Genomic DNA, 25279 nt, shown 5'->3' with positions numbered 1-25279 from the left:
GGCAGGCCGTAGCCTTTACGTTTCTTACTTATCCCTTTTCAAAACCCTATCTTATCTATCAAACTCACCCAGTAATATCGTGAAGGGACTTGACTGAGATATACATTCATAGCATTAGCATTCTAGCTGCTACCACTCGCTCTAGATTACGTAAGTATAAAGTAGCATAGCGGTAAAAGTCGCGTTGGTAACATACTCCTGCTCCTTGGTCATATGAATATATACTGATATGGTTAATTGTGAGACGGAGATAACGCTTCACACCTGTGCAATCGAATACATGTGTGAGCTCACTCTAATTATGTAACAGAATTATCAATTGCATTATTTATCGTGATCTAACGCACGGAACATTTCTATCTTTCACATAGAATAACTGTCCATGCAATAACAAGGATTCAACATGAAAAGTCGCATTGAACAGGCGCTAGCAGGCGCTCCAGAAGCACTTTCCAAACAACTTGCTCCTATCATCCAAGCTGATGATTTTGATGCTACGCTTTCAGTTCAACAATTTGAGCAGTTGCTTTCAGCTACCGGTCTATCAGACAAAGAGCTTCGTGTTGCGCTACTTCCTTTTGCCGCAGCGTACTCCTATGCTCCCCTTTCTGACTTTTATGTCGGCGCTATCGTTCGTGGTCTTTCAGGTCGCCTTTACTTCGGTGCCAACATGGAATTCTTTGGTGTACAGTTGGGTCAAACGGTTCACGCAGAGCAGTCTGCGATTAGCCATGCTTGGATGAAAGGCGAACGTGGTGTTAAGGATATCACTATCAACTTCAGCCCATGTGGTCACTGCCGCCAGTTCATGAATGAGTTATCTACCGCAAACGAGCTTAAAATCCAGCTCCCAGAACGTGAAGAAAAGTCACTTCATGAATACCTGCCTGAAGCCTTTGGACCAAACGATCTCGGTATCGAGTCCGGCTTAATGGCAGAAGTTAAACACCAATTCTCATGTGATGATGAAGACGCACTCATCCAAAGTGCAGTTGAAGCGATGAACATGAGCCACTCTCCATACACCAACAACTTGAGTGGTTTAGCATTAGAGATGACTAGCGGCCGTGTATTCCAAGGCGCTTATGCAGAAAATGCAGCGTTTAATCCTAGCTTGCCACCGCTACAAGTTGCGCTAATCCAAGTTTTACTTGCGGGTGAAACCTTTGACAGCATCAAAGCCGCTGCATTGGTAGAAAACTCTGAAGGTAAGATCAGTCACTTAGCCGATACGCAATCAACGTTGGAAGCGTTGAATCCAGATATTCCGCTTAGTTTTGTCAACGTATAAACGACAAATTCAACAAAAAGCTCTACAACATGTAGAGCTTTTTTATTACCTAAAAACCAAAAGCAAACGTTTGCTTTGTCATAAAACTTCAGTATGATCTCCTGCAATTTCTGTCTCATCACTCTATTTTGTAAGGGAACACTATGTTTGGCACTGCAACTAGCGCAAATGCTACCCGTGTATTACTTTTAGGCTCTGGCGAACTCGGTAAAGAAGTCGCCATTGAATGCCAGAGACTTGGTTTAGAAGTGATTGCTTGTGATCGCTATGCCAATGCTCCAGCGATGCAAGTCGCTCACCGTAGTTATGTTATCGACATGTTAGATGGGAACGCCTTAGAAGAAGTTATTACGAAGGAACAACCTACTTACGTCGTACCAGAAATTGAAGCCATCGCAACCGGCAAACTGGTAGAGCTTGAAGAAAAAGGACTGAATGTTGTTCCAACCGCTAAGGCAACCAGGCTAACAATGAATCGTGAAGGTATCCGACGTTTGGCAGCAGAAGAACTGGAATTGACGACTTCACCTTATCGTTTTGCAGATAACTTTGAAGACTTCAAAGCCGCGGTTGAGCATGTGGGTATTCCGTGCGTGGTGAAGCCTGTGATGAGCTCTTCAGGTAAAGGGCAAAGTGTTATCAAGACCGAAGACGACGTTACACAAGCATGGGATTACGCTCAGGAAGGCGGGCGTACGGGTGCAGGTCGCGTTATCGTGGAAGGTTTTATCGACTTCGATTACGAAATCACTTTATTGACCATCAGAGCCGTTGACGGTGTGCATTTCTGTGCTCCAATTGGTCATCGTCAGGAAGATGGCGACTACCGCGAATCATGGCAACCGCAAACTATGTCAGAAAACGCAGTAAAAGCAGCTGAATACACGGCTGAGAAAGTGGTAAACGCGCTCGGTGGCTACGGCATCTTTGGTGTAGAGCTGTTTGTCAAAGGCGATAAAGTCATTTTCAATGAGGTCTCTCCTCGCCCTCACGATACGGGTATGGTTACAATGATTTCGCAAGAAATGTCTGAGTTTGCTCTCCACGTGCGCGCGTTTACCGGAATGCCAATTAATAATATTGTGCAATATGGCCCATCTGCGTCTGCTGTTATTCTTGGACAAGGGACTTCCACAAACATTCGCTTTGAAAACCTAAGCAAAGCTTTAGCTCAACCTCAAACACAAGTTCGTCTATTCGGTAAGCCAGAAATCGATGGTCGCCGCCGTTTAGGTGTTGTCCTTACGCGACGAAAAACCACCGAAGAAGCCGTTCAAGATGCTGTTGAAAGTGCTTCAAAAGTGAATATCATTTATTAAATACGAACCACTCATACAAAAATAGCGCAGCTCAAATTGCTGCGCTATTTCGTGTTCCAAACCGAAGAGAGCCTATTCACTCTCGATTAAGTACACTTCTTCAGAGAAGCGACTTAAGCCTTTTTTCGCAATTTTAGGATGATTCTCGTCAGCTTCATCTACGTTCAAACAAGTAACTTTGTAACCTGAAAATAACTGCTCAATCTCTTCGACCGGCACGCTAAATGGAGGCCCCGCCATCTCTTCTTGAGGATAGTTGAGTGTAACAAGCAAAATACGACCGCCTGGGTTCAAAAGTTGCTTGAGACGCTCTACATACTCCTCTCGCATATCTTGCGGTAAAGCAACCAACGCGGCGCGATCATAAATGATATCGGCTTGAGATACTGGTGCAGTGAAAAAGTCCCCAGTATAAATAGAGAGCTCATCAAATTGATAAAGCTCGTGCATGCCATTAAGAGGCGTTACCGTTGGCGTGTAAAAATGTTCAGCAAAAAAGGCACGCACAGCAATATGGCTTAGCTCAACGCCTTCAACCGAATCATGCTTCATCGCTAGCCAAATCAAGTCTTCTGACTTTCCACATAAAGGAACTAACACTTTATCTTCACGCTTTGGATTAGTGTGTTTCCAATATACTGGTAATAGCGGGTTTACATCTTCCAAGTGAAATCCGATTTGATTGCTGGCCCATTTGTTATGCCAAAATTCTTGGTCTCTCATTTTACTTTCTACTTGTCGGCTGTTTTCATTTTGAGAGGTAAGACTAACGTTTTTTTTCAATTTGTCTATGCCGTTCATCTTTGGTTAATACTGCGGTGATAGGATGTAATCGGTCTCATAGGAGACGCGCCTTTATCTGATAATCAGAATAAAGAAAAGAGAAATGGTGATCTAACGCATGATTCTACTTCAAGATAAAACTGAAACCTTGGAATCTTTCGTAATGGCCCCATTTATAAGTTAGCACCTGATTTGCCGAACTTAGCGACCTTTATGTTCCCTATTTTCTAAGTACAAGCAAGTTAAGGAGAGTGAATGAGCTTATTTCTTCGTACTACAGCATTGATGCTTTTGGTACTTAGCCGTGCACCGGCATTTGCCGCACTTCCAATTACCCCTGCGCCTAATGACGAACAAAATCGTTCAACCAGCCAAAACGAAGTTTGTGCGAAACTTTTTAAACACAGCCTTAGCGGTTTATATGGCATTCAGTCAATCGACACCACACCAACTCAGCCATATTCTGACTTCGACATTCTTTACAGCAAAGCTCACCAAGCGCAATTTGAACTTGAAACTATCTGTAAAAGTACCGCACTTCTTAATGACGCTCAGCCATACTTCGCAGGCGTGAAATCCAAACAACGAGCAGAAGAAAAGATAGCTTTAGAGTTAGATGGGAAAGTTGAACGTATTGCTGACCTAGCACGTGCAACGATTGTAGCTGAAGACGTCGCGAGTTTAGTCTCCATTTATGAAACGTTAGAGCGTGAAACAACGATTGTGAAAGTAAAAAATCGATTCAAAAAACCTGGCCCTTCAGGATATAGAGACTTGAACTTGCTCGTTCGTTTACCAAAAACAAACCTAGTAGCCGAAGTTCAACTGCACTTGAAAGCAATCGCAGATGTAAAAAGCGGTCCCGAACACGACCTATACGAAAAAATCCAGAAACTAGAACGTCAAGCGATGTTGGAAAACCGTGAGCTAAGCGAAATAGAGCTTGCCTCTATTCGCAACATGCGTACACAGTCTAAGAACTTGTACCAACAAGCATGGCAACCATACTTAACAACGCATCTAGAAGCGGCGTAACCGATATCATTAAGCGTCTCTCATAAACAGAAAAACCACCGCATTGCGGTGGTTTTCATTTGTATGCACACGAATTTTACGCAAAAAAAGACCACGCATTAGCGTGATCCATTTATTCGGCTTACTGTACTTTCTTCAGGTTTTCTACACGAGCTTTTAACTTCTGACCCGGGCGAAAAGTCACTACACGTCGAGCAGTAATTGGAATATCTTCACCAGTTTTCGGGTTACGACCAGGTCGTTCATTCTTGTCACGAAGATCAAAGTTACCAAAACCTGACAGTTTTACCTGTTCGCCACTTTCCAGTGCCTTACGAATCTCTTCAAAGAACACTTCCACCGTTTCCTTGGCGTCCCGCTTACTAAATCCTAATTTATCAAACAGGTTTTCTGCCAGTTCGGCTTTTGTGAGCGCCATAAAACTTTCCTCAAAGCTATGTTAAACAATGCTACGTTAGTGTAGCGCCAGAGCAGTTTTACCCTACCAATTCAACAACATATCGGGGTTACATCAGGAAGTGTATGACAAGCTTATGATTTTCGCCAACTTTTTTCTTGGCGAACAAAAGGAATAGCACTACGTAAATTATTGTTAAACGCCAGAAATTTGATGTTTTTGTTTTTGTTTCATCTTCATCAGGAAAAACATCCAGATTATAAAACTAAAGATAGTTTAAATGTCAACATTAAACACTATTTAATAAAAATATCAGATATTGGTTATTTAACAGACACTTGACATAGAACTTGTCGTAAATTCAGTGATTTGTATGTAACTCGATACGTAACAATTAGATTAAAAGGTATGACCACCTGTACTTTGCAACTGTGCTTAGAAAGCTTGATTAAACCCACGCTTCTCGCTGTTTAACGATGACGCCATATACAAAGATTGATAATGTGGAAGTTCGTGTATTTCCTCATTGGCTTCTTACACTGCTTCTAGGCGACCATGATTAATCAAATCATAAATATTCTTTTCCCTGTTTTTGCTCTTGTCGGAGTTGGCTATTTGGTCGGTCGTTACATCAAGCCTGACTTTCGCCCAATAAACCGCATTAATATTGAGGTTTTTACGCCAGCACTGGTATTTTCGTCACTCGTTAGCATGCCGCTCGATTCAAATCAGGGGCCACTTCTTTTGGCGGCAATTGTTGCGGTTTTAATTCCCGCACTACTCATGATCCCGGTATGTCGATGGACGTCACTCTCGTTTAAAACCTGGGCGCCACCACATATGTTTCGCAATAGCGGAAATCTAGCTATTCCTTTGTTTACCTATACGTTTGGAGAAATTGCGCTGTCGTCAGCAGTGCTTTTATTTGTCGTGTCAGCATGCTTGCATATCAGCTTAGGCGTAATGCTGCTTAGTCATGGCAACCCTTTTAAGCAAATAGTCAAGATGCCAATCTTTTTAGCAGCGTCGTTGGCTCTGTTTCTCAACGTGTCAAATGTGGGAGCATGGGCGCCTTTATACGAAGCCACGGCTCTACTTGGGCAAGCGGCCGTACCCGTGATGCTTTTATCTCTGGGGGCACAAATGTGTCATTTAAGGTTGGACGGTTTAAAGATTGGTGTGCTGTGTACCGTGCAGTCACTGGCAACTGGTGCTGTCGCTTTTGCACTTATTTATTGGTTAATTCCCCTTCCAACGATGCAATTGCAAATGATGGTGCTCTTCACAATGCTGCCGCCAGCCGTCATGAATTACCTATTTGCGGAAAGGCTGAATATAGAACCCATGAAGGTGGCGTCAATGGTACTATTTGGCAACTTTTTCAGCATTCTTACGCTGCCTCTTCTGCTTAGCTATACCCTCTCACTCGCTGCCTAACCGCCAATAAGCTATCGTTAGCGTGTATTAGCTGAAAAACAATACGTTCCTAATCTCGGGTAGGGGCCATCCCTAGTTTGGTCTAGTATTTTAAAGTAATGAGGGGTGGTGCGAGCAGTAAGGAACTTGAACAACGATAAGGTAATCCTAAAAATAAAAAACCCTGCCAAACTGGCAGGGTTTTCATTTCTTAAGAAGATACGTTACGCGAGATTAGTCACGTAGAGACGCACCAAACTTCTCAGAAACGTGAGCAACGATAGCGTCAACCGCACCAGCGATATCTGCATCTTCAAGCGTACGCTCAAGTGACTGTAGAGTCAGAGCGATTGCTAGGCTCTTCTTACCATCTTCAACGCCTTTACCTACGTAAACGTCGAACAGTTTCGCATCTTTAAGGAACTCGCCACCTTGCTCTAGACAAGCGTTAACGATGTCACCAGATGCAACAGCTTCATCCACTACTACCGCGATATCACGACGGTTTGAAGGGAATTTAGAAAGTGCTACCGCTTCTGGGATCACTTTGCTGTTGATTGCAGACCATTCGATTTCGAATACGATAGTACGACCGTTTAGACCGAACTTACGCTCAAGCTCAGGGTGAACGGTACCGATCACGCCTACTTCTTTGCCGTCTACGATGATTGCCGCAGATTGACCTGGGTGAAGAGCTGGATTAGCTTTTTTGCTTTCAGGTGACAGTGCAGCGAAAGAGTACGCTTTTTCGTTCGCAGATAGCTCTAGAATCGCTTCTAGATCGCCCTTAAGGTCGAAGAAATCAACAGTGTTGGTTTCGATATCCCAGTGCTCTTCACCACGAGTACCAGCAATAACACCTGCAAGCATAGGCTCTTGACGCATGCCGTTTTCTGCAGATTCACATGGGATGAAACGTAGGCCATATTCGAATAGACGAACACGTGGCTGTTGACGCTTCTGGTTGTGAACAACCGTGTTCAGCAGACCTTGGATAAGACCAAGACGCATTGCTGACATGTCTGCAGAAATTGGGTTTGGAAGCACTAGAGGCTCAACACCAGGTACAACTAGCTTTTGTTGCTCAGGCTCAACGAAGCTGTATGTAATTGCTTCGTGGTAACCACGGTCAACAAGAAGATCACGAACGCGTTTCAGTGGAAGATCCGCTTCAACGTGGTTGTGCATCTTAAGTGCTGCTGCTGGGTGTTGGTTAGGAATGTTGTCATAACCGTAGATACGGCCAACTTCTTCAATCAAGTCTTGCTCGATAGCGATATCGAAACGCCATGTTGGCGCTACTGCCATCCAACCTTCTTCTGAAGCTTCAACCGTCAAACCTAGACGCTCTAAGATTTCTACTACGTCGCTATCAGCGATGTGGTGACCCAGTAGGTTGTCTAGCTTAGTACGACGTAGAGCAACTTTGTTTGGCTTAGGTAGGTCTGCTTCAGACTCTACTGCAACAACAGGTGCTACTTCACCGCCACAGATCTCAACAAGAAGCTGAGTTGCACGCTCCATTGCGCTCACTTGTAGTGCGTAATCCACACCACGCTCGAAACGCATTGAAGAATCAGTGTGAAGACCGTAGCTACGTGCGCGGCCACGGATGTGGTCAGGTGCAAAGAATGCACACTCTAGTAGAACGTCTTTAGTCTCAGTTGTTACACCAGAGTCTTCACCACCAAAGATACCTGCGATTGCAAGTGCTTTGTTGTGGTCAGCAACTACAAGTGTATCTGCGTTTAGTTCTGCTTCGTTGCCGTCAAGAAGCGTTAGCTTCTCACCTTGCTCAGCCATACGAACTACGATGCCACCCTCGATCTTCGCTAGATCGAATGCGTGCATTGGTTGGCCTTGCTCTAGAAGAACGTAGTTAGTGATGTCTACTACAGGGTCGATCGAGCGAATACCACAACGACGCAGTTTCTCTTGCATCCATAGTGGCGTTTCAGCTTGAACGTTTACGTTCTTAACTACACGACCTAGGTAACGTGGACACGCAGCTGGCGCTTTCACTTCGATAGACACTTTATCGTCGATTGAAGGGGCAACTGCTTCTACTAATGGCTCTGTCACGTCAGCACGGTTTAGTACGCCAACTTCACGAGCTAGACCACGAATGCTGAAACAGTCTGCGCGGTTTGCTGTTAGGTCTACGTCTACCGTTACGTCGTTTAGACCTAGGAATTCACGGAAATCAGTACCGATTACTGCGTCTTCTGCTAGTTCCATGATACCGTCTGACTCAACGTCGATACCTAGCTCAGTGAATGAACAAAGCATGCCGTGAGATGGCTGGCCACGTAGTTTCGCTTTTTTGATTTTGAAATCACCTGGAAGAACAGCACCAACTGTTGCTACTGCTACTTTCAGACCTTGGCGACAGTTAGGTGCGCCACAAACAATGTCTAGAAGCTCTTCTTCACCCACGTCAACTTTAGTTACGCGCAGTTTGTCTGCATCTGGGTGTTGACCACATTCAACAACGTGACCGACTTTAACGCCAGTAAAAGAACCTGCAACAGGAAGAACGTCGTCTACCTCTAGACCGGCCATTGTAATTTGGTGAGTTAGCTCGTCAGTAGTAACCGCAGGGTTTACCCACTCACGAAGCCATGATTCGCTGAATTTCATGTTGATGAACCCTCTGGATTACTTGAACTGTTTTAGGAAACGAAGATCGTTCTCGAAGAACGCACGTAGGTCGTTCACGCCGTAACGAAGCATTGTTAGACGCTCAACACCCATACCGAATGCGAAACCAGAGTATTTTTCAGGATCGATACCTACGCTACGTAGCACGTTCGGGTGAACCATACCGCAGCCTAGCACTTCTAACCATTTACCGTTTTTGCCTTTCACGTCTACTTCAGCTGAAGGCTCAGTGAATGGGAAGTAAGATGGACGGAAACGTACTTCTACTTCTTCTTCGAAGAAGTTACATAGGAAATCGTGCAGGATGCCTTTCAGCTGAGCAAAGTTTACGTTCTCATCAACCAGCATGCCTTCCACTTGGTGGAACATTGGCGTGTGCGTTTGGTCGTAGTCGTTACGGTATACACGGCCTGGTGCAATGAAACGGAATGGTGGTTTACCATTTTCCATCGTACGGATCTGTACGCCTGACGTATGAGTACGAAGCATCAAGTCTGGGTTGAAGAAGAAAGTATCGTGGTCAGTACGCGCTGGGTGATCAGCTGCGATGTTTAGCGCATCGAAGTTGTGGAATGCATCTTCGATCTCTGGGCCAGCCTCGGTGTTAAAACCAAGTTCGCCAAAGAACTTCTCAATACGCTCTACAGTACGAGTTACTGGGTGTAAACCACCGTTTTCAATACGACGACCTGGTAGTGTTACGTCGATTGTTTCTGCTGCTAGTTTCGCTTCAAGCTCAGCACGTTGTAGTGCATCTTTACGAGCTGCGATAGCTTGCTGAACTACGCCTTTCGCTTTGTTGATCTCTTGACCAGCTTCACGGCGTTCTTCTGGTGGTAGTTTGCCTAGGCTTTGAAGTTGAGCAGTTAGCTCACCTTTTTTACCCAGATACTGAACACGCACTTCATCAAGTGCGACTAGCGATTCGGCAGCTTCAATTGCAGTGCTCGCGCTAGCAATGATCTCTTCTAGATGTTGCATCGTTTCCTCATCTACCTGTAGGTAGTGTCCATAAGGGAGTGATTGGTTTTTTGATAGCTGTACATAGTAGCCAAACCGGGCACCAATGCCAAATTGAATTACGAAAAGAAGAGGTTATTGAATAAAAAGAGCACAAAAACGTCAAAAATGTCATCTTTAGTTAATCTGCCGTTTAGTTGTGCCCTTTTGTTTTAGAAATAGTATTGAATAGATAGCTCGATAAAATCGTCATCTCTAGCGAAGTAGAGCAAATCATTTGGTGTTTCATTTTTAAACAACCAAGCATAAATTTGCCACTTAACGTGATTCGATATTCGGCTCGATGCTTCTAACTTAGCATTGTAAACATCATCGTTATCTAAATCCTTCGTAATTCCCGTCAATACTTCCGTTCCGTCCTCATCATTGAGCGCCCAACGAATACCTGCAAACACATCATTTTGACCGATAGTTTGTGCGTTGTTCCCACGACTGTCATAGAGGTACTCACCAATAACTCCCACATCCCAAACCATGTCAAATGCACCGACGAAGGTATACTCAAAACCCGTCACAAGACCGACATGATTATCAGCGCTATCTCGATAAACACTTTCTAGTTTCCATAACCAATCGCCAACAATTCCTTGCACATCCAGACCGACATGACTCATCAGAGCGTAGTAAGGCTTTAATTCTCCGTACTCTAAACGAAAGTAAGGATCCCGGTTTGTTCCATATAAATAGCTTAGGCCTACGTCCCAATCGCCAAGCATTTTCGAATATCGAAAAGCCACATCTACGTGCTTCTCTTCTCTGCTTGATTCATAGATAGCATCATCAGAGACAACGGGTTCGGTTCGCAAGCGGCCATCTGTACCCGCAAACGTTCGTTCCCTAAAGTAAGGTAACAACATTGCGTGGACGGTGCCCCAGTCTTTGAAAGAGGTAAAATGTAACATCGGCTGACCGAGTTTATCTTCACCATCGACGGCTTCAATGGCATCTGTTTGGTTTACTACATCAACTAAATGGGCTGATTCAGTCACTCCCCAAAAGACCTTACTAATCCCAACTCGAAGCTCATAATCATCCCAATAAGTCAGATAAAGTGCCTCTCGTATGTCACCATGACTTCGCTCATCGTCTAGACCATCCAGACGATAGAAAGGTGTGAAAGTAAAGTTTGCATCACCATTTTGCATCTCCCAGTAAAATTCTGGCTGCAAAACCAATGACGTTTGCGCTTTGCTCTGACCCTGAGAGCCCGTTTTAAAAAACTGACGATGCTCAATATTGACTTGTCCTGCAAGCTCGACGGCAGTCAGAGGCATCGAGTAAAAAAAGGCTGCTGCACTAAGCAACAACCCAGCATTTAATCGCTTCATTTTTCCTCCACTACCTCACTCGCTTCAACACATTCTTATGAAAGTCATTGTCTTGTAATCCAATGTTAAAACGCATTTCGCTAGTCGTTAGCTCAGTACTTTTTCCTGTTTGATGGTTTGTCATCGCCATAGTGTGCGCGCGCCAATATTGGTTGAGATATTGCTTGTAATCGGAAAAAGAAAGCGTTTTTAACAAAGAGCCTTTGCGATCGTAAAACTCAACTTTAAGTGGACGATAATGCGCTTTATCTAACCACACCGTTTGCTTGGTATAACCTGAGTTCTTATCGGTCGGAATTTGCTCTACGACGAAAACATCTTGCCCATTTATGCTGTCATCTTTTAGGTAGTTGAAACGGTATTTTTCAATCTCAAAGGAACTGAGATCCTCATACGCGAATTCACTGCCCATAAAAGGACCTGATTTGTTACGCGAGGAAATACGTTTCACACGTTTCAGTGCAGGAAGGTAAAGCCATTGGTCATCGGCACCCACCGTATGAGAATGATTGAGAAACGCCGTGCCTTTTACATCTCTCGGTTCATCAAATATCGTGAGACCTTTATCACCATCGCCATCAACTTCGAGTGATTGTAAGCGCATTAAACGTGTACTGCTTTCTCCTTGCGCGTTTCGCAGAATCATTTGCATCGTAGCAACAGAATCCCCCCACCCTTCATCACGGGCTTTGCGCTCTTGGGCAATTTCTAGTCCTCTGGCTTCATCCGCCAACACCGCATGACTCATAATAAGCGAGACAGAAAGTACTGATACTTTTAAGGCATTTTTTACTAAATTCATGTTCAATCCTTTAATTCGTTATGACTGAGTAACAGTCTTGGTTTGAGAGTCAGTTGATTTAAGCTTATTTCGGCGCTCCACCTCGTCGTAAACGCCTTTGTCAAACAACATCAGTAGAGTCGGTAGGAAGATGAAATCCACAACAAGAGCAATAAAGATGACAATGGCACTCAGCTGTCCCATATCGGCATTTAAACGGAAGCTCGACATCGCCAGAACAGAGAAACCAGCAACAAGCACGACCGTCGTAATCCAGAGTGCGCGCCCCACGGTACGAAAGGCGTAGCGAACCGCTTGCTCCGCACTGTGGCCATCTTTACGAGCGTGTTGATATTTAGAAAGAAAGTGAACGGCGTCATCGACAACAACACCAAGCGTTAATGTCACAACGACAGACAATCCCAAATTAATCTCACCAGAAACCAGCGCCCAAATACCAAAACCAATAAGCGCAGGAGCAATATTCGGGACAAGACTAATTAAGCCAAGCTTGAACGAACGCAAGGCAAAGATCAGTAATGCAGAGATTAAGACAAGAGTAATGGGCAAGGTTGACAGCATGCTGGCCATATTCGTTTCACCAATATGCGCAAACATCAGTGAAGGACTAGACGCAACAACATCATATTGAGGCGCGTTTTCGTTAAACCATTGGTAAATGCGATTTTCCAAATCAACAAGCTCGACGCTGCCCAAGTTCTCCACGGTGAGAACCATCTTGATCGACGACTTATCTACATTGATTTGGTTGTTCAAATCTAAACCATACGGTAGTGACATTTCATAAAGCAGCAGATATTGAGCCGCTAATTCTCTGTCTTGAGGGAGCGAGTAATAAGCCTGATCATCTCCATGCATGTTCTTGTTTAGGCGCTTATAAACATCGCTCAAGGTCGCAACATGGTCCGTTTCTAGCTGCAACCTTAGCCAGTCAGTAAATTTACCCACGGAATTGAGAAAATTAGGATCGGCAATGCCCTGCGATTCGTTGGTTTTTATCGCGATACTGATGTTCGCCATGCCACTGATTCGCTCTTCCATAAAATCAGCCGCTCGGCGAAATTCATTGCTATGGCCAAAGTACTCGACGGATTCATCATTGACTTTGTTCAGTGGAATCAAGCTCGCACTCGCGACAATAACAAGCACCGACAACGGCAATAACGCATGTCGCTTTGACACCACGAAATCTCCTAAATGATCCATAAAGCGCTTTCTTTCATCAGAAGTATCCGACTTCACCGTAACCGGAAGGATATTAAGCAAGGCGGGAAGTAACGTGATGGAAAGGAAACAAGCAACCATGACGCCAAGGGCTGATAGGTTGCCGAAATCTCTCAGGATTGGAGAATCCGACATATTCATCATTAAAAAGCCGATCGCGGTGGTAATGGAGGTAATCAAGATAGGCATGAAATTGAGCGCAATACTTCGCTCAATAGAGTGGGCTTTACTAAAGCCGTTTTGCATAGACTGACGCATTGTCGCGATGATGTGTACACAGTCTGCGACGGCAAGCGTCATCACCAAGGTAGGCACATTAACGGTCGCCGTGCTTAAGAACATACCAGTCCATCCTGACAAGCCCATTGTCACCATAACCGAGCCGATAATAACGATGAGTGTCGCGATGACGCTAAGCAATGAGCGCAACATGATGGTCAGAAACACCAATATCACTAGTAACATAGTAGGCACTAATGTTGTGCTATCATCTTGGGCTGCGGTCATAAACGCGTAGTTCATTGCAATAATACCAGCCTTATGGAATTCCGTGTCTGGGTACACTTGCTGATAACGCTCAATCATTCCGTTTATGTGAGCAACCACCTCTTGTACTTCAGCAGTTTTATCTATTTCAGGGAGTTGGACCGTAATGTTTACGACCGTGACATCTCCTTTTTCAGAAATCAGTGAACTTTTCAAAACCGGCTCACTCAACGCAATACTTTTGACTTTCTCTATTCGTTGAGGTGTCAATTCATATTCGCTATACAGTAAATCTTCGACAAGAAGATCATCTTCAAACGCTTCGGTATGCTGGTAGTTGGCGAGGGAATCAACGCGGGTGGAGTATGGAACTTGCCACGCCTCGTCAGTGATCTGCTGAATAAGAGATAATGTGCTAGGAGTAAAAACAGTGCCGCTCTTTGGCGCTATAACCAAAGCAAGACTGTCAGATTTTGCAAAGGTGGTTTGAATTTCATCAAACGCAAGTAACTGCTCATTTGTTCCATCAAAGAAGATGTCGTAATCTCCTCTAAAGTAAAGATTTTTTCCTCCAATAGTTGCTATGACAATCAATGAAACGGTAGCAAGCATCACCAATACACTGTAATTCGTTGGTAGCTTACCCCACCCTGAACGGGCGTATTGTTGAACGTTGTGATGTGGCATCACACTCTCCTTTTGTGACGTTTCGTCAAATTTAAAAACTAAAAAAAACAGCAAATGCTGTAAATAACCAGACAAACTCGACATGCAAACTTTAGATCGAATGAATTTGGCTACATAAGTTAGTTTTTAGTAACTTCCTATGCTTCTCGTGATCATTGGCTGAACGCCAACCTTCGAGATTTAATGACGATTCGTCACAATAGTGCGATAAAAAAGCCAACCATAACGTCAGATTGACCTTTCCAGTTTATTAGCGATTCACTGACTCTAAATAAGCAAGCTCTTCACTAAATAACTCCTGCTCCACTCGACGCCAGGTTTTACGGTAGTCCCATTCTGTAGATAAAGGCGACCAACCTAAACCATCAAGTAACATATTCGCGTTGTGCAGCACTGAGAATGGGTCTTGAATTCGCTGAATACATCGACTGTTCGATGCATTTTGCGCCAAAGCGTTTGAACCGAAGGCAATAGACCAGTTGGCGAATACAATAGCATCAGAACCAATTGCGGGAGAAAACTTAAGATCACCACATTCTACCGCATTGTTCACTAGCGCATCAGCACCATCTATTACTTGTTCTTCCAAGTTATTCAGTTCATTCACACGTTTAGGCGAAGCCTTCTCTAGAACCCAAGGCGTCTTTGCAACAATCGCACAGGTTGATAGTACTGGCTCCATACGAGCGTAAATACGATAACCTACATGCATCGCAATGATTTTTTCTCTGGTATTGCCATTAAATTTGGCGGTACGTTCGAAAAATATTGCTTCGCTTTTCAGCGAATGAATACAAAGCGCAAGAATCACATCTTCTTTGCTGCAAAAATGATTGTAGATCGTCCCTTTAGAATAAGGGCTTGACGCTGTAAGCTTGTCCATCGTTAAGTTGGCAAAGCCTTGCTCTTGAACTAAAGACTTAGCCAATTGAATAAGCTCTATCTCACGATCAGCAATCGCCTGTTGCTTTTTTGTTAGCCCTGAAGACACACGACATCCGTCTTGCTTGCTATATTTTTTACAGCGAAAGTTAAACATAATCCTTTGATCCGTATACCAACACACTCCCAATAATTGTAACACGATTCTTTAATACAGGAACGCAACTAAAGTTGACGAACCGTCACAAATGACACTTCGTCATAATAGATCAAAAAACAAACATTTCAAGTATGAATTTATAATTAGAAGATAAATAGCTACCAATTATGCATACCCAAGTAGCTACAGGATGCTTGGTTCAACGAGAATGGTTTCTTTGTAGAGGAAGCGAGAGAGGCTTTGGGAGGAACAACGAATGAAATCAGCATGTTAAAAATGACGAAAGTAGATACTGAACAGGTATTATTCGAAATAAGCCCAAAACACTTTAAGTCTGAATTAAGAGCAAACACCGCTGAATGCCCTACTTACAAAGTATTTGCTGTCTTAGGCTTTTTCTTTTGCAACGCCCTTTCAGAAACTCTCTTCAAAAAAGGCTCAAAATCTATATAGATAGGCTTGGCTTATCACCTGCAGATGCGATGGCATAACGAATATCATCAATAAATCGCCCCTCTGTCTCAATAATGCCGTCAGAGAATGTGACTGGCTGATGTGGCCCAGCAAGTAGAACAATATTAGTAAAATCAGAGACATTAAAGTTCTCTGCTACAACATTTTTGGAATGAAAATCGATGACGGTCTTTGCGACTTGATCTTCCAGTAACAAAAGCTGTTCTTCGGTAATTTTCATACGCGCCAAAGCAACGCGAACACACTTATCGTGGGTAGTCGTCTGCTCTTTTATGATTTCGGTATATTTGTCGTTGAGCTTGGAGTTCTCTGCATAGCTATAATATAAAGGTCCGTGCAGCGTTATATTTTTATCTTCATCAACGTAAACGAGATCCAACAACTCTAATGCTTTTAAGTAATCGGACATGCTCTGCTCAGACAAGTCATACTTTTTCTTTAAAATAGAATAGCCGTCTTTACCTCGTAACATTCTCAATTCACGATAAAAGTCGTAAAGGTGAGGGAATTGAAAGAATACTTCATCCTGTGTGCGACTAAAGTAATCCTCGTCTTCACCTTGCAATTGATTTGCGAGCTTTTGTAGTTCATCTAACGTGCAATCAACCGCTCTACAATATTCCAGCAACTTATCTAAAGCGAGATTCGTGCTTGTAAGATGTCTCTTAAAGGTAGATAGTGGCATACCCATTTTCTCAGATAGCTCTCGATATGTTAGCCCTTTTGTTTTAATCGCTTGGCGTAATGCGGCTAGCAAGTATTCGGGAGTCAGATCTCTCATCTACAATTCCTTTTGGCAATGTTACAGCTGTATAGTATTTGTAACAATTTAGAACCGCTTGGCAAGGTATAAGTTCATATTTTTATAAGAAAAACATGAATTAATATACCGAAAAGAGAATTCACACAACAAATGAAAAATTCAATATCAATTCAATTTCATTATAGATATAAAATAATATGCAAAATAAAAGTGAAGCAATTACTCTAAATCATCGTGATTAATTTTAATAGTAACGTAAAGTTGAGAATATAAACCTATTCTCTCTACAAAAATCTAGAATAATTAACCTAAAAGGAACAGAACGGTAAATGCATAATAATTCACCGCTCTCTATTAGCATTTTTGCAATGCTATTCAAGTAGACTAGTCCGCTAGTTTCACTGCAGTACCAAATGCCAAAATTTCCGAAGAACCATCTACGATTGAGCTTGTGGTAAATCGAATCCCTACTATTGCATCGGCACCTTTAGATTCAGCGTCCGCCACCATGCGCTGTATAGCAATATCACGCGCGTCGGTCATCATTTCCGTGTAACCACGAATTTCGCCGCCAACAATGCTCTTGATACCCGCCATGAGGTCACGGCCAATATGCTTTGATTGAACAACATTACCAGTTACAACCCCTCTGATTTCAGAGATCTGCTTGCCAGGAATGCTTTCGGTCGTTGTGTAGATCATTTTTAATCCCTTATAAACGTAAAAATTTATACCCAAGCTACCTTATAACTAACATAAGATGCTAACCAATAAATTGAGAAGACTGATAAACAATACTCTAAATAGCCAAGCTAAAAGTCATTTGGGTATAAATTTTAGCAATAAAAAAGGAGAGCTAATGCTCTCCTTCTCTTAATCCTAAACTGCTAATTAAAGAGCAGCTTTCGCTTTTTCAACTAGAACTGCAAATGCAGCTTTGTCGAATACTGCGATGTCCGCAAGGATCTTACGGTCGATCTCGATAGATGCTTTCTTCAGACCGTTGATGAAACGGCTGTAAGATAGACCATTTTGACGAGATGCCGCATTGATACGTGCAATCCATAGTTGACGGAATTGACGTTTCTTAGCGCGACGGTCACGGTAAGCGTATTGACCAGCTTTAGTAACTGCTTGGAAAGCTACGCGGTAAACACGTGAACGCGCACCGTAGTAACCTTTAGCTTGTTTTAGAACTTTCTTATGACGTGCACGAGCTTGTACACCACGTTTTACGCGAGGCATTATGCTTCTCCTAAACTAAACGATTGATAACTAAAAAGAATTAAGCGTATGGCAACATACGGATTACTGCAGCCACTTCACATTTTGGAAGGATTGCATTCGGACGTAGTTGACGCTTGTTCTTAGTAGTACGCTTAGTCAGGATGTGACGTTTTGTAGCGTGCTTGTACTTAATACCACCAGCAGTTTTCTTAAAACGCTTAGCAGCACCTTTGTTGGTTTTCATCTTAGGCATGATGAATAACTCCGCATTGAGTAGGTTTAATAAACAACGTAATTAGGGCGAACAAAACCCAGCCATATGCCTTTATATAAAGGAAAGCGGCTAGGTTTTAATTACTTGATGAGCCGTTAATTACTTCTTTTTAGGGGCTAGCACCATGATCATCTGGCGACCTTCAATCTTCTTAGGGAAAGATTCAACTACAGCAATTTCTGCAGTATCTTCCTTAAGACGATTTAGAACGTCAACACCGATGTCTTGGTGTGCCATCTCTCGGCCACGGAAGCGAATTGTTACTTTCACTTTGTTGCCTTCTTCAAGGAAACGCGTCAGGTTGCGTAGTTTTACCTGATAGTCTCCAATATCAGTTCCAGGACGGAATTTTACTTCCTTGATCTGGACCTGCTTTTGCTTCTTCTTCTGCTCTTTAGCAGTTTTGCTCTTCTCGAAGAGGAACTTACCATAGTCCATCACACGACAAACAGGTGGCTCGGCGTTAGGACTGATCTCAACGAGATCCATACCAGCTTCTTCAGCAGCTGCAATGGCTTCTTGAATCGATACAACACCAACTGATTCACCGTCAGCGCCTGTTAGTCGAACTTCACGAATACCACGAATTTCACCGTTGATACGGTGCGGGTTTTGTTTTACCGGCTGTTGGCCACGTCTTCCGCCTTTAATAGCTTATTCCTCCAGATTGAGCTTACGGCTAGAGATCTCGTCTTGGATGTATGCAATAAAATCATCCACTTTAAATTTACCAAGATCTTTACCTTTACGAGTACGCACTGCAATTTCGCCAGCTTCCATTTCTTGGTCACCAACAACAAGCATATACGGTACACGCTTCAAAGTATGTTCGCGGATTTTAAAGCCAATCTTCTCATTTCTCAAGTCCGCTTTAGCTCTAATTCCACTTTTTTGTAGTTTTTGTACTATTTCTTGAACATAACCTGACTGTTTATCAGTAATGTTCATAAGAACTGCTTGTTCTGGCGCCAACCAAGTTGGGAAGAAACCAGCATATTCTTCGATAAGGATACCGATGAAGCGCTCTAGTGAACCTAGAATCGCACGGTGAATCATTACCGGTACAAGACGTTCATTGTTTTCACCTACATAAGTTGCACCTAAGCGACCTGGTAGGTTGAAGTCTAGCTGGACAGTACCACACTGCCACGCACGGTCTAGACAATCGTATAGTGTGAATTCAATCTTAGGACCGTAGAACGCACCCTCGCCTTCTTGAATTTCGTATGGGATATCCATCGATTCAAGAGACTGCTTCAATGCTTCTTCAGATTGATCCCAGATTTCATCTGAACCTACACGTTTCTCTGGACGAGTAGACAGTTTCACTACGATGTTGTCGAAACCAAATGTTTGGTACGTATCGTACACCATCTTGATACAGTTTGTTACTTCTTCTTGAATTTGGCTCTCAGTACAGAAAATGTGAGCGTCATCCTGAGTAAAGCCACGTACACGCATAATACCGTGTAGTGCACCAGATGGTTCGTTACGGTGACATGAGCCAAACTCAGCCATACGTAGCGGTAGGTCACGGTACGATTTCAGACCTTGGTTGAAGATCTGTACGTGACCTGGACAGTTCATTGGCTTAATCGCGTATTCACGGTTCTCAGAAGAAGTTGTGAACATTGCATCAGCGTATTTGTCCCAGTGCCCAGAGCGTTCCCAAAGAACACGGTCCATCATAAGTGGACCTTTCACTTCTTGGTAACCGTACTCATCTAGCTTAGCGCGGATGAATACTTCTAGATCACGGAAGATAGACCAACCATTGTGATGCCAGAACACCATACCCGGTGCTTCTTGCTGCATGTGGAATAGGTCTAGTTGCTTACCAATCTTACGGTGATCACGCTTTGCCGCTTCTTCTAGGCGAGTTAGGTGCGCTTTCAGTGCTTTCTTGTCGTGGAAAGCCGTACCGTAGATACGTTGAAGCATTTTGTTGTCGCTGTTACCACGCCAGTAAGCACCTGCAACATTCAGCAAAGTGAAGTGTTGACAGAAGCTCATGTTAGGAACGTGAGGACCACGACACATGTCGATGTATTCTTCATGGTGGTAAAGGCCTGGACGATCATCACGAGATACGTTTTCGTCTAGGATTTCCACTTTGTATGGTTCGCCACGTGATTCAAACGTATCACGCGCTTCCTGCCAGCTTACTTTTTTCTTAACCACTTCGTACTTGGTTTTCGCTAGCTCTTTCATACGCTTTTCAATCTTTTCAAGATCTTCTTGCGTTAGAGATTCGTCTAAGTCGATATCGTAGTAGAAGCCATTGTCGATGGTTGGACCGATCGCCATTTTAGCTTGAGGGTAAAGCTGCTTAAGAGCGTGACCAAGAAGGTGAGCACAAGAGTGACGAACGATTTCTAGACCGTCTACTTCATCTTTAACTGTGATGATTTCAAGGCTTGCGTCTTCTTCAATTAGATCACACGCATCAACGCGGTTACCGTTTACACGACCAGCGATAGTTGCTTTTGCAAGACCAGGACCGATCGATTGCGCAACTTCCATAGTAGAAACTGGGTTGTCAAATTGACGCTGACTGCCGTCAGGAAGAGTAATAATAGGCATGCTATGTCCTTTACAGTGGTGTTGCACACCAAGCAACACATGTTATTCAAATTAGAAGCTATTTGTTGAAAATAGTTGAGAGTCAATAAAGGCCTCTCGGTAACACGAATACCGGACCGTTATCGAAAATGGGATTGTACCTAGCTCACAATTAGAATGCAAAGCGCGATTTTGTTTTGTCATAAGAACTTAACCGCAGACCCGTCACGACAATCTGATCATGCTTTTTAAGAGACCGCATAACTTGTAAACGGAATTGCCCCCCAATGAACTTACACAACAAATTACAATATCGCCTATTACGTTTGAACCGATACAAAGCTTAACACGCTTGGCGAGAGCTCAACGTGCGATTTAGGTATATAGTTGTTTTATAGAGTAGTTTGTATGTAGGTATTCATCATGGTCTATTTCAAATCGCGCTTTATGGTGCTTCTAAGCACCTCGATATGTTCTTTGCAAGCCTTCGCATCAAATGACTTATATGGCCCGCTGCGTTCTTACGCACAATCCCCAATGCAAGTGGTTAGTCACACCAACATACTGCGTTCAGGACATAGTCTGCCCTATGGTTTTGTCGAAGCCTATGGTTCGGGAACCGTGGCAAGTGTTTGGGCTCATACTGATGAATACGCACTGGATTATTACCACAATCAAATCGAATTAGGCAGCAAATGGCAAGTCAGCAACCGTTGGCAGTGGGAGCTCAACTATCGATGGGTCTTTGCCGCTGACAACCATTTAGATGGACTGACGAAAAGCTTCCATAAACTTTTCGGTATCGGACAAAATGGGCGGGATAAAGTAGACAGAGATCGTTTTTACATTTCAATGCCGCAATATAATGTGCTTGAAGATGATTTCGAAGGACAAACACTAGCCAATAACCTATCTACTTACTTACAGTATCAAGTGTTCCAAAATGAACATCACGGCCTATCGATTGGCGGCAGTTTGTATTTTAACGATGTGGTTCACGGCACTTTTCAAGGTAGCAGTTTCGAGCAAGGCTTCCAATTGAACTACAGCTACTTAAGTGATGCTCATGCATTTTATTCGATGATTGGCATGACTTTTCGCTCGGATGACCGTGCCTTGCTCGATCTGCCCTATCGACATAATACGATTGCCATTGCGGGTGGGTACCGTTATGCCTTAGAAGATAACCATCACCTGATGTTGGAATATCATTGGTATCAAGGCTCAACAGAAGGGCCCACAGAGTTTGCTGATGCCTCTAATGAACTGGTATTAGGCTATCGATATCTAATGGAAAATTCAGCGCTTGAGTTTTTAGCCGTAGAGAACGCAAGAAACATGGATAACAGTACCGATATCGCTTTCACAATAGGATATCGGTACATATTTTCATCAAGTTGATGAGAGCTATAGATTTAGCGTTGGTGCAACTGCGGCAGCGACTTGAGCATCGGTTGCATTGATCGGCAACGTAAACGAGCGATATTGGTCACCAGCCAAGCTGAGCGAACGGTCAATCTCTGCCAAACAATGCATGACCTGCCCTTCCAGAATAAAAGAGAGCTCAATTTCTTTTGATGAGATAAAGCCGCTGTTACGGAATTCTAGCTCTTGATAAATACCAGAGCGAGAGGCAAACGAGCCACCGCGCAAAAAGCCTTTTTCAACATCGGCTTTAACCATAGTGAAGCCAGCTTGCTCGATCGCTTGAATAACCCGAGATGCTACTGGTAGTGGTTTCACTTCAATATAGTCACGGTCACGCGGATCAATTGCAAAATCAATATCTAACGTCGTCTCGACCCAAACATGACATTGATTCTTAAGTGCGCTAACCGCAGTAATTGGTGTTTCGTCATGCAGTTTTAGCTCAAACGGAACCTGCTTTTCTTCATTAGGTTGAATCACAAAAGGGTCAACTGCTTTCAATTGATCGATAGTGAAGGTTTGATAACTTACGCTATCATCCACTTCGACTTTCATTTCCGTGTTCAATTTAATCGTAATAGCATCAATTTGTTGTTCGACGTCTCCACCTTTGATATAAACCTGCCCTTTCAGCGTCGCTCCTTGAAACACGCTCATTTCGTCCAAAATGGTATCTACTTTTGCAGAGCCGATCCCCAGTGATGCTTTCAATTTTTTAAACATATTTTTCCTTTTTTAGCGACTTTTCTTCTAATAATCGTTTGTTTACACAATTGTTTTCTGCTGTGCAAGCAATAGACCACAAGAAAATGCTTGAATTCAATCATCAAGCCAAATAATGCTCAACAGCAAGAGTCATTCAGCTCTGCAATAGGATTGTTCGGTCACTAAGCGGTACATTCGTCGAGAAATGTTTGCAATTTGTACCTAAATTAAGCAGTATTTGTATAGTCAAATAAAGGAAAATGATTATGTCTGCACCACTCTACATTCAAATTAAACAATTTATCCTGGATAAAATTGAGGCTGGAGAGTGGGTAGTTGGTCATCGCATCGCCACCGAGATTGAGCTTACCGAGCAATTTGGTGTCAGTAGAATGACAGTGAACAAAGCAATTCGGGATTTAGTTAATGAGGGCCGATTACAACGTCGCCCACGCTTAGGCACGTTCGTGTGTGATCCTGGTGAAAAGTCAGAATCTCCCCTGCTAGACATTCGAAACATTGCCGAAGAAGTCAGCGATAGAGGGCGAAAGTATGGCAGTAAAGTGCTCAAACAGATTGCTATAAAAGCAGATGACAACATTGCGACAAAACTCGGCGTTATGTTAGGCACGACAGTGTTTTACAGTGAAATTATTCACTATGAAGACCAAACGCCGATTCAATTGGAGCTCCGCTGGGTGAATAGCCAATATGCCCCGAGTTATTTAAATCAAGACTTCACACAAATCACTCCAAATCAATACCTGTCAGATAATTGCCCACTCAGCGCGATAGAACATACTGTAGAGGCAATTGTGCCTGAAAGCCGTATTAAGCAAGACTTAAAAATGCAAGCCAATGAACCTTGCCTTCTCTTGAATCGCAGAACGTGGAGCCAAGATAAGTTAGTCAGTACCGCCCTACTTTATCACCCTGGTAACAAATATAAGCTGAGCTCAAAAGTGCTCATTTAAGGACAAGATTTGTCCTCTAGATCTACGTTTTGATCACATTTTAGCAACATCAATCTTGTCAGTGTTCTTATTTTGCTCTATTTATTTGTATATACATTTAATGATACAAATAAACACAGGGACACAAACATGGATTTGCTGATTGAAAACGCACGTCTAGTTACCATGCAATCGGGAGAATGCGGATACCTTCCAACGCCTCCAGCGCGCATTGGTATTCAATCTGGAAAAATCGTTGCGATCAGTACCTGTGCCATTGGTGAAGACGCACCGCAAACCGAGTCTCTGTTGTCTGCCCAACATTACCCTCAGAGTATCGATCTTCAAGGCCAGTTAGTTCTGCCAGGTTTGATCGACTGCCACACTCATCTTATTTACGCGGGCAATCGTGCCAACGAATTTGAAATGCGCTTAAACGGCGTGCCATATCAAGAAATTTCCAAACAAGGCGGCGGGATTCTCTCAACGGTACATGCGACACGCTCTGCAACCGAAGCACAACTAGTTGAGTTAGCGTTACCACGTTTAGATGGGTTACTCGCGAGTGGCGTCACTTCTGTCGAGGTGAAATCTGGCTATGGATTGACACTGAATGATGAAATAAAAATGCTCCGTGCCGCCAAAATGCTAGAGCAAGAGCGCAAAGTTAAAATCACCACTACACTTCTCGCCGCTCACGCTATTCCGCCAGAGTTTCAAGGTCGTGCAGATGATTATATTGAGCACATTTGTCAGGACATAATCCCTGTTGTCGCAAAGGAAGAATTAGCTACGAGTGTCGATGTTTTTTGTGAATCGATTGGTTTCAATCTTGAACAAACAGAAAAAGTGTTTGTAGCTGCAAAACGCCACGGCTTAAAGGTTAAAGGGCATACTGAGCAACTTTCTAATCTCGGTGGTACAGCCCTCACTGCGCAATACAACGGTCTGTCAGCGGATCACATCGAGTTTTTAGATGAGCAAGGTGTTAAAGCACTTGCTCGATCAAACACCGTCGCCACTCTATTGCCTGGCGCTTTTTATTTTCTAAGAGAGACTCAGTTACCACCGATTGAGTTATTGAGAGAGCATAACGTGCCGATGGCAATTGCTACGGACGTCAACCCAGGTACATCACCATTTTCTGATCTCACACTCATGCTGAATATGGCGTGCACGCTATTTCGCCTTACACCGCAAGAAGCACTGCGTGGTGTAACGCAACATGCAGCCAAAGCACTGGGTTATCAAAACTCACGTGGCGAAATCAAAGTAGGGTTTGATGCGGACTTCTCTATCTGGGATATCGAAAGCCCTGCGGATTTAAGCTATCAAGTCGGAGCAAAACGTCTGGTAGGTCGTATAGTAAATGGTGAATACATTTCACACGGAGGCCAATAAT

At 43.4% G+C, this 25279-nt stretch carries 22 protein-coding genes; 7 read left to right on the top strand and 15 right to left on the bottom strand.

Annotation, left to right across the window (positions count from 1 at the left end; all coding sequences use genetic code 11):
- Positions 1 to 403 precede the first annotated feature (403 nt).
- Both cdd and purT read left to right on the top strand, forming a co-directional pair.
- The gene (cdd, locus tag R7M72_RS15485; protein WP_005377892.1) at positions 404 to 1291 is read left to right on the top strand and encodes a cytidine deaminase; all 888 of its coding nucleotides are present in this window, start codon (positions 404 to 406) and stop codon (positions 1289 to 1291) included.
- A gap of 143 nt (positions 1292 to 1434) precedes the next feature.
- Positions 1435 to 2610: a formate-dependent phosphoribosylglycinamide formyltransferase gene (purT, locus tag R7M72_RS15480; protein WP_033905149.1), complete on the top strand. Its 1176-nt coding sequence runs from the start codon at positions 1435 to 1437 to the stop codon at positions 2608 to 2610.
- Between the two features lie 72 nt (positions 2611 to 2682).
- Here purT and R7M72_RS15475 read toward each other — a convergent pair whose 3' ends face one another.
- On the bottom strand, positions 2683 to 3333 hold the full coding sequence (locus tag R7M72_RS15475; protein ID WP_021707633.1) for a thiopurine S-methyltransferase: 651 nt from the start codon (positions 3331 to 3333) through the stop codon (positions 2683 to 2685).
- Positions 3334 to 3648: 315 nt separating this feature from the next.
- On the opposite strand from R7M72_RS15475, the gene R7M72_RS15470 reads away from it, so the two are divergent.
- Complete coding sequence (locus R7M72_RS15470) at positions 3649 to 4428, top strand: phosphoribosylglycinamide formyltransferase (RefSeq protein ID WP_315956990.1); 780 nt, start codon at positions 3649 to 3651, stop codon at positions 4426 to 4428.
- A gap of 121 nt (positions 4429 to 4549) precedes the next feature.
- Here R7M72_RS15470 and ihfA read toward each other — a convergent pair whose 3' ends face one another.
- The gene (gene ihfA, locus R7M72_RS15465; RefSeq protein ID WP_005377899.1) at positions 4550 to 4846 is read right to left on the bottom strand and encodes an integration host factor subunit alpha; all 297 of its coding nucleotides are present in this window, start codon (positions 4844 to 4846) and stop codon (positions 4550 to 4552) included.
- Positions 4847 to 5380: 534 nt separating this feature from the next.
- Here ihfA and R7M72_RS15460 point away from each other — a divergent pair.
- Positions 5381 to 6262: an AEC family transporter gene (locus R7M72_RS15460; protein WP_005377901.1), complete on the top strand. Its 882-nt coding sequence runs from the start codon at positions 5381 to 5383 to the stop codon at positions 6260 to 6262.
- 213 nt (positions 6263 to 6475) lie between these two features.
- On the opposite strand, the gene pheT is transcribed toward R7M72_RS15460, so the two are convergent.
- The 12 genes from pheT to thrS all read right to left on the bottom strand — a co-directional run bounded on the left by pheT (position 6476) and on the right by thrS (position 20812).
- Positions 6476 to 8881 (bottom strand): phenylalanine--tRNA ligase subunit beta, encoded by a 2406-nt coding sequence (gene pheT, locus R7M72_RS15455; RefSeq protein ID WP_203345823.1) that lies wholly within the window; start codon positions 8879 to 8881, stop codon positions 6476 to 6478.
- Positions 8882 to 8899: 18 nt separating this feature from the next.
- Positions 8900 to 9883, bottom strand: a complete 984-nt coding sequence (gene pheS / locus R7M72_RS15450; RefSeq protein WP_005385470.1) for a phenylalanine--tRNA ligase subunit alpha — start codon at positions 9881 to 9883, stop codon at positions 8900 to 8902.
- Between the two features lie 191 nt (positions 9884 to 10074).
- Positions 10075 to 11250: a hypothetical protein gene (locus tag R7M72_RS15445; RefSeq protein ID WP_390902664.1), complete on the bottom strand. Its 1176-nt coding sequence runs from the start codon at positions 11248 to 11250 to the stop codon at positions 10075 to 10077.
- A gap of 10 nt (positions 11251 to 11260) precedes the next feature.
- Complete coding sequence (locus tag R7M72_RS15440) at positions 11261 to 12052, bottom strand: outer membrane lipoprotein-sorting protein (RefSeq protein ID WP_047100712.1); 792 nt, start codon at positions 12050 to 12052, stop codon at positions 11261 to 11263.
- An 18-nt stretch (positions 12053 to 12070) separates the two neighbouring features.
- Positions 12071 to 14449, bottom strand: coding sequence for an efflux RND transporter permease subunit (locus R7M72_RS15435; RefSeq protein ID WP_315956989.1), 2379 nt, complete (start codon positions 14447 to 14449; stop codon positions 12071 to 12073).
- Between the two features lie 250 nt (positions 14450 to 14699).
- Positions 14700 to 15488, bottom strand: coding sequence for a TetR/AcrR family transcriptional regulator (locus R7M72_RS15430; protein ID WP_005377913.1), 789 nt, complete (start codon positions 15486 to 15488; stop codon positions 14700 to 14702).
- 448 nt (positions 15489 to 15936) lie between these two features.
- Positions 15937 to 16746 (bottom strand): helix-turn-helix domain-containing protein, encoded by an 810-nt coding sequence (locus R7M72_RS15425; protein ID WP_005377917.1) that lies wholly within the window; start codon positions 16744 to 16746, stop codon positions 15937 to 15939.
- Between the two features lie 366 nt (positions 16747 to 17112).
- A complete protein-coding gene (locus tag R7M72_RS15420) occupies positions 17113 to 17430 on the bottom strand; it encodes a heavy metal-binding domain-containing protein (RefSeq protein ID WP_005377919.1) in 318 nt (105 codons plus the stop codon).
- Between the two features lie 189 nt (positions 17431 to 17619).
- Positions 17620 to 17973 (bottom strand): 50S ribosomal protein L20, encoded by a 354-nt coding sequence (gene rplT, locus R7M72_RS15415; protein ID WP_004727974.1) that lies wholly within the window; start codon positions 17971 to 17973, stop codon positions 17620 to 17622.
- 40 nt (positions 17974 to 18013) lie between these two features.
- Entirely contained in the window at positions 18014 to 18208 is a 195-nt protein-coding gene (gene rpmI, locus R7M72_RS15410) for a 50S ribosomal protein L35 (protein WP_005377932.1), read from the bottom strand.
- A 120-nt stretch (positions 18209 to 18328) separates the two neighbouring features.
- The gene (gene infC / locus R7M72_RS15405) at positions 18329 to 18880 is read right to left on the bottom strand and encodes a translation initiation factor IF-3 (RefSeq protein ID WP_080276913.1); all 552 of its coding nucleotides are present in this window, start codon (positions 18878 to 18880) and stop codon (positions 18329 to 18331) included.
- 3 nt (positions 18881 to 18883) lie between these two features.
- Complete coding sequence (gene thrS, locus R7M72_RS15400; RefSeq protein ID WP_005395892.1) at positions 18884 to 20812, bottom strand: threonine--tRNA ligase; 1929 nt, start codon at positions 20810 to 20812, stop codon at positions 18884 to 18886.
- A gap of 402 nt (positions 20813 to 21214) precedes the next feature.
- On the opposite strand from thrS, the gene R7M72_RS15395 reads away from it, so the two are divergent.
- On the top strand, positions 21215 to 22192 hold the full coding sequence (locus R7M72_RS15395; RefSeq protein WP_170897137.1) for a DUF3187 family protein: 978 nt from the start codon (positions 21215 to 21217) through the stop codon (positions 22190 to 22192).
- A 6-nt stretch (positions 22193 to 22198) separates the two neighbouring features.
- Here R7M72_RS15395 and R7M72_RS15390 read toward each other — a convergent pair whose 3' ends face one another.
- The gene (locus tag R7M72_RS15390; protein ID WP_170897138.1) at positions 22199 to 22942 is read right to left on the bottom strand and encodes a sporulation protein; all 744 of its coding nucleotides are present in this window, start codon (positions 22940 to 22942) and stop codon (positions 22199 to 22201) included.
- 248 nt (positions 22943 to 23190) lie between these two features.
- Between R7M72_RS15390 and hutC the strand changes: the two genes are divergently transcribed.
- Positions 23191 to 23898 carry a histidine utilization repressor gene (hutC, locus tag R7M72_RS15385; protein ID WP_017634851.1) on the top strand — a complete coding sequence of 236 codons (708 nt, stop codon included), beginning with the start codon at positions 23191 to 23193 and terminating at the stop codon, positions 23896 to 23898.
- A 129-nt stretch (positions 23899 to 24027) separates the two neighbouring features.
- The gene (hutI, locus tag R7M72_RS15380) at positions 24028 to 25278 is read left to right on the top strand and encodes an imidazolonepropionase (RefSeq protein ID WP_017634852.1); all 1251 of its coding nucleotides are present in this window, start codon (positions 24028 to 24030) and stop codon (positions 25276 to 25278) included.
- Position 25279: the final 1 nt, after the last annotated feature.

Source organism: Vibrio sp. YT-18, from assembly GCF_033337345.1.
GTDB classification, from domain to species: Bacteria; Pseudomonadota; Gammaproteobacteria; order Enterobacterales; family Vibrionaceae; genus Vibrio; species Vibrio alginolyticus.
Note: the sequence above shows the minus strand (reverse complement) of the source record. Positions and strands in the feature narration are given on the sequence as shown.

Coding starts and splice junctions, on each gene's coding strand:
- ihfA (WP_005377899.1), bottom strand. CDS start 4,846: ATGGCGCTCACAAAAGCCGAACTGGCAGAAAACCTGTTTGATAAATTA.
- rpmI (WP_005377932.1), bottom strand. CDS start 18,208: ATGCCTAAGATGAAAACCAACAAAGGTGCTGCTAAGCGTTTTAAGAAA.
- R7M72_RS15440 (WP_047100712.1), bottom strand. CDS start 12,052: ATGAATTTAGTAAAAAATGCCTTAAAAGTATCAGTACTTTCTGTCTCG.
- R7M72_RS15470 (WP_315956990.1), top strand. CDS start 3,649: ATGAGCTTATTTCTTCGTACTACAGCATTGATGCTTTTGGTACTTAGC.
- purT (WP_033905149.1), top strand. CDS start 1,435: ATGTTTGGCACTGCAACTAGCGCAAATGCTACCCGTGTATTACTTTTA.
- hutI (WP_017634852.1), top strand. CDS start 24,028: ATGGATTTGCTGATTGAAAACGCACGTCTAGTTACCATGCAATCGGGA.
- R7M72_RS15425 (WP_005377917.1), bottom strand. CDS start 16,746: ATGAGAGATCTGACTCCCGAATACTTGCTAGCCGCATTACGCCAAGCG.
- hutC (WP_017634851.1), top strand. CDS start 23,191: ATGTCTGCACCACTCTACATTCAAATTAAACAATTTATCCTGGATAAA.
- R7M72_RS15435 (WP_315956989.1), bottom strand. CDS start 14,449: ATGCCACATCACAACGTTCAACAATACGCCCGTTCAGGGTGGGGTAAG.
- thrS (WP_005395892.1), bottom strand. CDS start 20,812: ATGCCTATTATTACTCTTCCTGACGGCAGTCAGCGTCAATTTGACAAC.
- R7M72_RS15460 (WP_005377901.1), top strand. CDS start 5,381: ATGATTAATCAAATCATAAATATTCTTTTCCCTGTTTTTGCTCTTGTC.
- R7M72_RS15390 (WP_170897138.1), bottom strand. CDS start 22,942: ATGTTTAAAAAATTGAAAGCATCACTGGGGATCGGCTCTGCAAAAGTA.
- R7M72_RS15445 (WP_390902664.1), bottom strand. CDS start 11,250: ATGAAGCGATTAAATGCTGGGTTGTTGCTTAGTGCAGCAGCCTTTTTT.
- R7M72_RS15430 (WP_005377913.1), bottom strand. CDS start 15,488: ATGTTTAACTTTCGCTGTAAAAAATATAGCAAGCAAGACGGATGTCGT.
- R7M72_RS15475 (WP_021707633.1), bottom strand. CDS start 3,333: ATGAGAGACCAAGAATTTTGGCATAACAAATGGGCCAGCAATCAAATC.
- rplT (WP_004727974.1), bottom strand. CDS start 17,973: ATGCCTCGCGTAAAACGTGGTGTACAAGCTCGTGCACGTCATAAGAAA.
- R7M72_RS15420 (WP_005377919.1), bottom strand. CDS start 17,430: ATGATCTACACAACGACCGAAAGCATTCCTGGCAAGCAGATCTCTGAA.
- cdd (WP_005377892.1), top strand. CDS start 404: ATGAAAAGTCGCATTGAACAGGCGCTAGCAGGCGCTCCAGAAGCACTT.
- pheS (WP_005385470.1), bottom strand. CDS start 9,883: ATGCAACATCTAGAAGAGATCATTGCTAGCGCGAGCACTGCAATTGAA.
- R7M72_RS15395 (WP_170897137.1), top strand. CDS start 21,215: ATGGTCTATTTCAAATCGCGCTTTATGGTGCTTCTAAGCACCTCGATA.
- pheT (WP_203345823.1), bottom strand. CDS start 8,881: ATGAAATTCAGCGAATCATGGCTTCGTGAGTGGGTAAACCCTGCGGTT.